The sequence below is a fragment of the Pseudomonas sp. PS01297 genome (genome assembly GCF_029959305.1).
GTDB lineage: Bacteria > Pseudomonadota > Gammaproteobacteria > Pseudomonadales > Pseudomonadaceae > Aquipseudomonas > Aquipseudomonas helleri.
In genome coordinates this window covers 1-9940 of record NZ_JASCPQ010000140.1, presented here as the reverse complement: position 1 = coordinate 9940, position 9940 = coordinate 1, and the positions used below count along the sequence as shown (strand labels likewise).

The 9940-nt window shown below is 58.0% G+C and carries 7 protein-coding genes; 5 read left to right on the top strand and 2 right to left on the bottom strand.

Features of this window, described 5'->3' with window-relative positions; all coding sequences use genetic code 11:
- Positions 1-101 precede the first annotated feature (101 nt).
- Complete coding sequence (locus QMX84_RS24800) at positions 102-275, top strand: hypothetical protein (RefSeq protein ID WP_282365025.1); 174 nt, start codon at positions 102-104, stop codon at positions 273-275.
- A 13-nt stretch (positions 276-288) separates the two neighbouring features.
- Here the strand turns inward: QMX84_RS24800 and QMX84_RS24795 are convergent, their stop codons facing one another.
- Positions 289-2178 (bottom strand): methyl-accepting chemotaxis protein, encoded by a 1890-nt coding sequence (locus QMX84_RS24795; protein WP_282365024.1) that lies wholly within the window; start codon positions 2176-2178, stop codon positions 289-291.
- A 195-nt stretch (positions 2179-2373) separates the two neighbouring features.
- Here QMX84_RS24795 and QMX84_RS24790 point away from each other — a divergent pair, with 195 nt between their 5' ends.
- Positions 2374-3852, top strand: a complete 1479-nt coding sequence (locus QMX84_RS24790) for a helicase HerA-like domain-containing protein (protein ID WP_153390009.1) — start codon at positions 2374-2376, stop codon at positions 3850-3852.
- Between the two features lie 62 nt (positions 3853-3914).
- Here the strand turns inward: QMX84_RS24790 and QMX84_RS24785 are convergent, their stop codons facing one another.
- Complete coding sequence (locus QMX84_RS24785; protein WP_048370590.1) at positions 3915-4367, bottom strand: DciA family protein; 453 nt, start codon at positions 4365-4367, stop codon at positions 3915-3917.
- A gap of 307 nt (positions 4368-4674) precedes the next feature.
- Between QMX84_RS24785 and secA the strand changes: the two genes are divergently transcribed.
- The 3 genes from secA (at position 4675) to QMX84_RS24770 (ending at position 9818) form a co-directional block, all read left to right on the top strand.
- Positions 4675-7428, top strand: a complete 2754-nt coding sequence (gene secA, locus QMX84_RS24780) for a preprotein translocase subunit SecA (protein ID WP_048390720.1) — start codon at positions 4675-4677, stop codon at positions 7426-7428.
- 114 nt (positions 7429-7542) lie between these two features.
- A complete protein-coding gene (gene argJ, locus QMX84_RS24775; protein ID WP_282365023.1) occupies positions 7543-8760 on the top strand; it encodes a bifunctional glutamate N-acetyltransferase/amino-acid acetyltransferase ArgJ in 1218 nt (405 codons plus the stop codon).
- Between the two features lie 113 nt (positions 8761-8873).
- Positions 8874-9818 (top strand): Nudix family hydrolase, encoded by a 945-nt coding sequence (locus QMX84_RS24770; RefSeq protein WP_282365022.1) that lies wholly within the window; start codon positions 8874-8876, stop codon positions 9816-9818.
- Positions 9819-9940: the final 122 nt, after the last annotated feature.

The following is a 9940-nucleotide window of genomic DNA, read 5'->3' as shown; positions in this document are numbered from 1 at the left end:
CGATAGTGTCTGCCCGGTGCGTCTGACAAACCGAGTCGTTTGCATCGCGAGCAAGCCCGCTCCCACGGATTTTCTACAGATTGGACGCTGGAGGATTCGCCATGACTGATCCACTCGACAAGGCTACCTCCAGCGCCCCGGCCATAGTGGGTGAGGGCTGTTTGAGTCGTTACGACCCGGACGCCCTCAGCCCCGAGGATGGCACTGATTTTCCTGACGCCGCCAGGCTTTGGGAGCAACTACAGCAAGACGCTGAAGCTGACCCCAAGCCGTAAGTCCATTTATTGCTTAGATACGGAAACTGCCCACCAATTGCTTGAGGCGAGCGGCCTGTTGTTCGAGGTCGGTGCAGGCGCGCAAGGTGGACTGCAGGTTTTCAATCCCTTCCTGATTCAGCGTATTGATCTCGGTAATGTCCATGTTGATCGACTCAACCACCGAGGTTTGCTCTTCGGTTGCGGTCGCCACGGACTGGTTCATGCCGTCAATCTCGCCAATACGCTCTGTCACGCTGACCAGCCGCTCACCGGCCAGGTTGGCGATCTCGACGCTGTCTTCGCTGTGGCGCTGGCTTTCATCCATGGTGCTGACCGAGGCGCGGGCGCTGATTTGTAGCTCTTCGATCATCGCCTGGACTTGCTGTGCTGACTCTTGAGTGCGGTGTGCCAGGTTGCGCACCTCATCGGCCACCACGGCAAAACCGCGTCCGGCTTCTCCGGCGCGGGCCGCTTCAATGGCGGCGTTGAGGGCCAGCAGGTTGGTTTGCTGCGAGATGCTGGTGATCACTTCGAGGATCTGCCCAATGTTCACGGTCTTGCCGTTGAGCGACTCGATATGGCCACTGGACGTGCCGAGCATTTGCGACAGTTGCTGCATGGAACTGATGCTGCGCTCAACCACTTGCTGGCCTTCGGTCGCCAGGCCACGGGCGTCGCTGGCCTGTTGCGAGGCCTGGGCGGCGTTGCGAGCGATCTCTTGGGCGGCGGCACCCAGCTCGTTGATGGCAGCGGCAACACTGTTGGTGCGGCTGGCCTGTTCGTCAGAGTTGAGCATTGACGAGTTGGAGGCGCTGACCACGCGCAGGGCCACTTCGTTAACCTGCGCGGTGGCCGAGGACACTTCGCGCATGGAGGTGTGAATGCGCTCTACAAAGTCGTTGAACGCACTGCCCAGGGTGCCGAACTCGTCGTTGGAGGTTACGTCGAGGCGGCGGGTCAAATCGCCTTCACCTTCGGCAATGTTCTGCATGGCGCGGGTCATGACGTGCAGGGGCTGCAACAGCAAGCGGATCAACAGGCCGAGGAGGGCGATGATCGAGATCACGGCAATCACCGTGGCGATCACCGCCGATGTCCGGAATGTGTTCAATGCGGCAAAGGCTTTTTCTTTATCCACAGACAGACCGATCGACCAGTTGACGTTCCCCAGCCCTTTGACCGGGGTAAAGGTCACGATCCGGGTTTTGCCGTTGGCCTGGATCTCGCTGAACGCGCTGCTGATAGGCGGCGTGTCCTGCGGGTAAATATCCTTCAGGTACTGGGTGACCAGGGTTTTGTCCGGGTGAACCAGGACCTTGCCGTCGCCACTGATCAGAAAGGCATAGCCCAAACCATTAAAGTTCAAGGCATTGATGGTGTCCGTGATGGTTTGCAGGCTCAGGTCAGCCCCGGCCACGCCCAGTGTCTGCCCGGCTTTTTTCACGGCGCTGCCAATCGAGATAATCATCTGCCCGGTGACCGCATCAATGTACGGTTCGGTCAGGCTGGCGCTGCTGCTGTTGACGGCGTCTTTGTACCAGGGGCGGGTGCGCGGGTCGAAACCGTCGGGCATTTTGCTGTCAGGGCGAATGGTGAATGCGCCCTGGTTATCACCAAAGTAATCGGCCATGAAGGTGCTGGTCAGCGCCTTCTGCTCCAGCACGTTGGCGGCCTGGGCGGGCTCGGGGTTGATGGCCAAGGATTGTGCGAGGTTTTCGACCAGCAAAATCCGCCCGCCGAGCCATGTCTGAATCGTATTGGCGGTGACACTGCCCATCTCATGCAGGTAGTTGTCGAGGTTGTTGCGGATGGCATTGCGCTGCAAGTAATCGTTGTACAAGGCAAAGAGCGAGAACGCGGCTATGACAATCAGGGACGCAGCCAGCAGGATTTTATGACTGAAACGCAGGTTTTTATTCATGGCTAGAAGGGTCCGCTAAGTTCTATAAATGTGAGGCCTACACGCTGTAAAACGCGCACTCTACAAATCACGGCTAGAACAGAAGCGATTTGAGTATTTATAAGTGGGCTTTCCTACGCTAAATCAGGAATTTTCTGGTCTAGCATTAAGAGGGTATCGACGCGGACCCGTGAAAGATTAATCAAAGGTGGCAAAATGCCTGACTCTTCTGCTCTTGTACTCGGCGCTGACCTTGCGGGTCAGCCCATTGCTCAGTCATTACGTTTGGCCAATCGCCATGGTTTAGTGGCGGGTGCCACGGGGACAGGTAAAACCGTCACCCTGCAACGTTTGGCTGAGCAATTCAGCGATGCGGGGGTTGCCGTGTTTGCCGCCGACATCAAGGGCGACCTGTGTGGGCTGGGCGCGGCGGGCAATCCCCAAGGCAAAATTGCGGAGCGCATTGCCAGTATGCCGTGGCTGAATTATCAGCCCAAGGCGTACCCGGTCACTCTGTGGGACATCCAGGGCAAAACGGGCCATCCATTGCGTACAACCCTGAGCGAAATGGGGCCGCTGCTGCTGGGCAGTTTGCTTGAACTGACCGACAGCCAGCAGTCTGCGCTGTACGCGGCGTTTAAAGTGGCTGATCGCGAAGGGTTGTTGCTGCTGGACCTCAAAGACCTCAAGGCGCTGCTCGGGCATTTGCGTGAGAACCCGGACGTGCTGGGCGAAGACGCAGCGTTGATGACGACGGGGTCTAGCCAGGCGTTGTTGCGCCGTTTGGCCACGTTGGAGCAGCAGGGTGCCGAGTCGTTGTTTGGTGAGCCTGCGCTGCAACTCGAAGACCTCTTGCAGCCTGCCAGCGATGGTCGTGGTCGCATCCATTTGCTCGACGCCAGCCGCCTGGTGCACGAAGCGCCCAAGGTGTATGCGACCTTCCTGTTATGGCTCTTGGCCGAGCTGTTTGAGCAATTGCCGGAGCGTGGCGACGCCGACAAACCCTTGCTGGCGCTGTTTTTCGACGAGGCGCATTTGTTGTTTGCCGATACGCCCAAGGCGCTGCAAGACCGTTTGGAGCAAGTGGTTCGGTTGATTCGTTCCAAAGGGGTAGGCGTGTACTTTGTCACGCAATCACCGGCGGACTTGCCTGACACGGTGCTGGCGCAATTGGGCTTGCGTATCCAGCATGGATTACGTGCGTTCACCGCCAAAGAGCAAAAGTCGCTGAGGGCGGTGGCTGACGGGTTTCGCCCGAACCCGGCATTTAGTGCCTTGGCGGTATTGACCGAACTGGGGACCGGCGAGGCATTGGTGGGCATGCTCGAAGAAAAGGGCACGCCAGCGATGGTTCAGCGCGTATTGATTGCGCCACCGCAGTCGCGCATCGGGCCGCTGAGCGAGGCTGAACGGGCGGCCTTGATTGCCAGTTCGCCCTTGCAGGGGCGTTACGACAAACCGATAGACCGCGAATCGGCTTACGAAGTGCTGCAGGCGCGCAAGGGCCAGGCGCCAGAAGGGCAAGCCCCGGCGGCGCCCCATGAACCGAGCTTGCTGGATCAGGCGGGTGAGTTTTTGGGGACGAGTACGGGCAAAGCCCTGCAATCGATGGCACGCCAGGCCGCGAGCCAGATGGGCCGTCAATTGGTGCGCGGGTTATTGGGGTCGTTGCTGGGGAATGGCAAGCGTAAATGAAGCGGCGGTCCTGCGGCCCGCATCGCAGCCTCGTTCCTCGTCAGCGACTACAGATGGTGGGCTTATTTGGGTCGGGCGTGGCTGGCCAGGCGTTCAAGGGCTGCGCGCAGGGCCGGGTCGCTGATGCCTTCGGCGGTGGCCTGGATGGTCTGTCCGGCATCCACAGACAAGTCATGGGTGTGCCCGCCGACTTTGGCTTGCACGGTCGGCGGCTGCACTTTAAACAAAATCCGGGTCAGGCTGGCGAACTCATCAAAGGCCTGCAATTGACGTTGCAGGCGTTTTTGCTGGTAGCGCAAACGCGTGGCCCAATGGCCATCGGTGACGATTAACAACAAGCTGCCTTCACGCCAGGATGCTACGTGGCAATGTTCGCGGGCGGCAGGCTGGAGTTGGCTTTCAAGCAGACGTTGCAGGTGCGCAAGGCGCTTGGCATGGCCGAAAATGGCTTTTAGGGGCTTGGCCTCGCGGAGCAGAACGGCGGGTGCGCGTGCTGGGTGTGGGCGAAATGCCATGATCAAACACCTGAGAAAACTGAATGGCAATCCTAGCAGAAACCGCCATTTCCCTCGACACAGACCTGAAACGGTTAAGTTTATTTGCAAAATCAATAGGTAACTTCTGCACCGCATGGGTTGAAGTTCCGCAAAAAGGGCTTATTTTAGTCAGGCCCCGTCACAACGCTGTACCAGTATCGTGGAATAACGCCACTTTCCTCACCGCCGTTTCCGGGTAGAATGCTCGCTCGCATGCGGCCATCAGGGCTGCTCGGGCGACTCTCGGGGCCGCCCTCCATCCCTATGTGTGGAAGATCCTGCCGATATGTTTGCGCCTTTGTTAAAGAAACTTTTTGGAAGCAAGAACGAGCGCGAAGTTAAACGCATGCTCAAGACGGTACAGGTCGTTAATGCCTTCGAAGAGCAAATGGTTGCTCTGAGTGATGAGCAATTGCGCGCCAAGACCGAAGAGTTCAAGGCCCGCATAGCTAAAGGTGAGACCCTCGATCAATTGTTGCCTGAAGCGTTCGCGGTCTGCCGTGAAGCCGGTAAGCGCATCATGGGCATGCGTCACTTTGACGTACAGCTGATCGGTGGCATGACCTTGCACGAAGGCAAGATCGCAGAAATGCGTACCGGTGAAGGTAAAACCCTGGTAGCAACCCTGGGCGTTTACCTCAATGCATTGTCCGGCAAGGGCGTGCATGTGGTCACTGTGAACGACTACCTGGCACGTCGAGATGCCAACTGGATGCGCCCGCTCTATGAGTTCCTGGGGCTTTCGGTCGGTGTTGTTACGCCTTTCCAGCCACCACAGGAAAAGCGTGAAGCCTACGCCGCTGATATCACCTACGGGACCAACAACGAGTTTGGCTTCGATTACCTGCGCGACAACATGGCTTTCAGCATGGAAGAAAAATTCCAGCGCGAGCTTAATTTCGCTGTAATCGACGAAGTCGACTCCATCCTGATCGACGAAGCGCGTACGCCGCTGATCATCTCGGGTCAGGCCGAAGACAGCTCCAAGCTGTACACCGAAATCAACAAGCTGATCCCGCGTCTTGAACAACACATCGAAGAAGTGGAAGGTGAAGTCACCAAGCCTGGCCACTACACCATCGATGAGAAGACCCGTCAGGTCGAGCTGAACGAATCCGGTCACCAGTTTGTAGAAGACATGCTGACCCAGATCGGTCTGCTGGCCGAAGGCGAAAGCCTGTACTCGGCGCACAACCTGGGCCTGTTGACCCACGTGTACGCTGCTCTGCGCGCTCACAAGCTGTTCCATCGCAACATCGAATACATCGTTGAAGACGGTCAGGTATTGCTGGTCGACGAACACACCGGCCGTACCATGCCGGGGCGTCGTTTGTCCGAAGGCCTGCATCAGGCGATTGAAGCGAAGGAAGGCCTGAACATTCAGGCCGAGAGCCAGACCCTGGCATCGACAACCTTCCAGAACTACTTCCGTCTGTACAACAAGCTGTCCGGCATGACCGGTACCGCAGACACCGAAGCGTTCGAATTCCACCAGATCTACGGTCTGTCGGTGATGGTTATCCCGCCGAACAAGCCGCTGGCGCGTAAAGACTACAACGACCTGGTGTTCCTGACCGCAGACGAGAAGTACGCCGCCATCGTGGCCGACATCAAGGACTGCATGGAAAAAGGCCGCCCGGTACTGGTCGGTACTGCCACCATCGAAACCTCTGAGCACATGTCCAACCTGCTGAAGCAGGAAGGCATAGAGCACAAGGTACTGAACGCCAAGTTCCACGAAAAAGAAGCTGAAATCATTGCCCAGGCCGGTCGTCCGGGCGCACTGACCATCGCCACCAACATGGCCGGTCGTGGTACCGACATCCTGTTGGGCGGTAACTGGGAAGTCGAAGTGGCTTCGCTCGAAAACCCGACGCCAGAGCAAATTGCCCAGATCAAAGCCGATTGGCAAAAACGTCACCAGCAAGTGCTGGAGTCGGGTGGTCTGCATGTCATCGCTTCCGAGCGCCATGAATCGCGCCGTATCGACAACCAGTTGCGTGGTCGTGCCGGTCGTCAGGGTGATACCGGTTCCAGCCGCTTCTACCTGTCGCTGGAAGACAGCCTGATGCGTATCTTCGCTTCTGATCGAGTGAAGAACTTCATGAAGGCCCTGGGCATGCAGTCTGGCGAAGCGATTGAGCACCGCATGGTGACCAACGCGATCGAAAAGGCTCAGCGCAAGGTTGAAGGTCGCAACTTCGACATCCGTAAGCAATTGCTGGAGTTCGATGACGTTAACAACGAACAGCGTAAAGTGATTTATCACATGCGTAACACGTTGCTGGCGGCTGAAAACATCGGCGAAACCATTGCCGACTTCCGCAAGGACGTTCTCGACAGCACCGTCAGCGCGCACATCCCGCCGCAATCGTTGCCTGAGCAGTGGGACATTGCCGGTCTGGAAGCAGCCATCGAAAGCGGCTTTGGGGTGAAACTGCCGATCCAGCAATGGCTCGACGAAGACGATCACCTGTACGAAGAAACCCTGCGCGAGAAGCTGCTGAACGAGCTGCTGGCGTCGTACAACGAGAAAGAAGAACAGGCCAGCGCGCAAGCCCTGCGCACGTTCGAGAAGCAAATTGTGCTGCGTGTTCTGGACGACCTGTGGAAAGACCACCTGTCGACCATGGACCACTTGCGCCACGGTATCCACTTGCGCGGCTATGCGCAGAAGAACCCGAAGCAAGAGTACAAGCGCGAGTCGTACAACCTGTTCTCCGAGCTGCTTGATTCGATCAAGCGTGATTCGATCCGTGTACTGTCCCATGTACAGGTTCGTCGCGAAGACCCGGTTGAAGAAGAAGCCCGTCTGCGTCAAGAAGCTGAAGAGCTGGCTTCGCGCATGCAGTTCCAGCACGCCGAAGCGCCAGGCCTTGATCAGCCTGATGCCATGGCCCAAGTGCTTGAAGGTGCAGACATCGCTGACATCGACACGTCGTCCGAGCCGGTCCGTAATGACCAGAAGCTGGGCCGCAACGAGCTGTGCTACTGCGGCTCGGGCAAGAAATACAAGCACTGTCACGGGCAAATCAACTAAAGCCCGCTTCATTTGCTGAAACACCTGCGCCGCGACCGGCTTTAGCCGTCGCGGCGTTTTACCATTGAATTCCCGCCCATTGGCGGAACTGTCATCTCTATGTAGGAGCGCGTCATGGCTGTTGGTCTTGGTCCTTTGCCTGTTTTGCACCCGGTGGCCGGTTTTGAGCTGGGTATTTCTAGCGCCGGTATCAAGCGTTCTGGGCGTAAGGATGTTGTGGTCATGCGCTGCGCTGAAGGCTCGAATGTCGCTGGCGTGTTCACCTTGAATGCCTTTTGCGCCGCGCCGGTCATTTTGGCCAAGCAACGTGTTCAGGGGCCAGTGCGCTACCTGCTGACCAACACTGGCAATGCCAACGCCGGTACCGGCGAGCCGGGCCTGATCGCGGCCACACGCACCTGCGCCAAGCTGGCTGAACTGACGGGTGTAGATGCCAGCGCAGTGCTGCCGTATTCCACCGGTGTGATCGGCGAGCCGCTGCCGGTTGAGAAAATCGAAGGTGCTTTGCAAGCCGCGCTGGACGACCTGTCGGAAAACCATTGGGCCGAAGCGGCCACCGGCATCATGACCACAGACACCTTGCCGAAAGGGGCGAGTCGTCAGTTTGAGCATGAAGGCGTGACCGTCACCGTCACCGGCATCAGCAAAGGTGCGGGCATGATTCGGCCGAACATGGCCACCATGCTGGGTTACATCGCGACCGACGCCAAAGTGTCCCGTGATGTCCTGCAAAACCTGTTGCTTGATGGTGCCAACAAGTCGTTCAACCGCATCACCATCGATGGCGATACCTCGACCAACGATTGCTGCATGCTGATTGCTACCGGCAAAGCCAACCTGCCAGAAATCACCGAAGCCAGCGGTCCACTGTTCGCAGCCTTGAAGCAGGCGGTGTTTGAAGTGTGCATGGACGTGGCCCAGGCCATCGTACGTGACGGGGAAGGCGCGACCAAATTCGTGACCGTTGAAGTGAATGGCGGTGGCAACCACCAGGAATGCCTGGACGTCGGTTACACCGTGGCTCACTCGCCCTTGATCAAGACCGCGCTGTTTGCCTCTGACCCGAACTGGGGCCGTATTTTGGCGGCCGTTGGGCGTGCCGGTGTACCGGACCTGGACGTGAGCAAAATCGACGTGTTCCTCGGCGAAGTGTGCATTGCCAGCGGCGGCGCACGCGCGGCCACTTACACCGAAGAGCAAGGTTCGGCGGTGATGGCCCGTGAAGAAATCACCATTCGCATCGAATTGGGTCGCGGCACCGCCAGCGAAACCATCTGGACCACAGACTTGTCCCACGAGTACGTGAAAATCAACGCTGAATACCGTACCTGATCACTGTTCTACGCGAGCATGCAGCCCATGCTCGCGTAGAACGTTGTGGGGGTTATATACCAAGGTTTGGCGTTTAAAGCCTGGCAACAGGCCGGATTAGAGGAAGTACAAGGGTGAAACGAATTCATGTGGCTGCGGCCGTTATCCGTGGCGAAGGCGGCAAGGTACTGATTGCCCGTCGCGCTGATACTCAGCATCAAGGCGGGCTCTGGGAGTTCCCTGGTGGCAAAGTCGAGGCGGGGGAGTCGGTTGAGGCTGCGTTGAATCGTGAGCTGCAAGAAGAACTGGGGATTACGGTGAGCGCAGCACGACCGTTGATCAAGGTTCAGCATGATTACCCGGACAAGCAGGTCCTGCTTGATGTGTGGGAAGTTTCGCAATTCACGGGTGAGCCTCATGGTGCTGAAGGTCAGCCATTGGCGTGGGCTTCGGCGCGAGACTTGGCCAATTATGAGTTCCCGGCGGCGAATCAGCCGATAGTGGCGGCTGCACGTTTGCCGGATCAGTATCTGATTACCCCGGACGGGCTGGAAACCCCGGAGTTGTTGCGCGGATTGCAGAAGGCTATAGCGGGCGGTATCAAGCTGGTTTCATTGCGTGCGCCCAATGGTTACGACCCCAAGTACCGAGATTTGGCGGTGGATGCGACCGGGTTGTGTGCAGGTAAGGCGCAACTGATGCTCAAAGGTCCGCTGGAATGGCTGGGAGATTTTCCTTCGGCGGGTTGGCATTTAACCGCCGGGCAATTGCGCAAATACGCCGCCAAAGGCCGACCGTTGGCAAAAGAGCGTTGGTTGGCGGCTTCCTGCCATAACGCAGAAGAACTGGCGTTGGCTGAGCAGATGGGCGTGGACTTTGTGACCTTGTCGCCGGTATTGCCGACCCAAACGCACCCGGATACGCAGCCTTTGGGTTGGGAGCAGGCGCAGGCGTTGATCGCCAACTTCAACAAGCCGGTGTTTTTGCTGGGCGGGTTGGTGCCGGACGATCGCCAGCAGGCATGGCATATCGGCGCACAGGGCGTTGCCGGAATCCGCGCGTTCTGGCCGCAGGAATAGACCTCTGTGCGGCGTTGAAGATCAAAAGATCGCGAGGGGCACGTGATCTCTGTAGTCGCTGCCGAGGCACGAAGGCTGCGATCGGTTGCGAAGCAGCCGTAAAAAGCTCGCAGCCTTCGTAC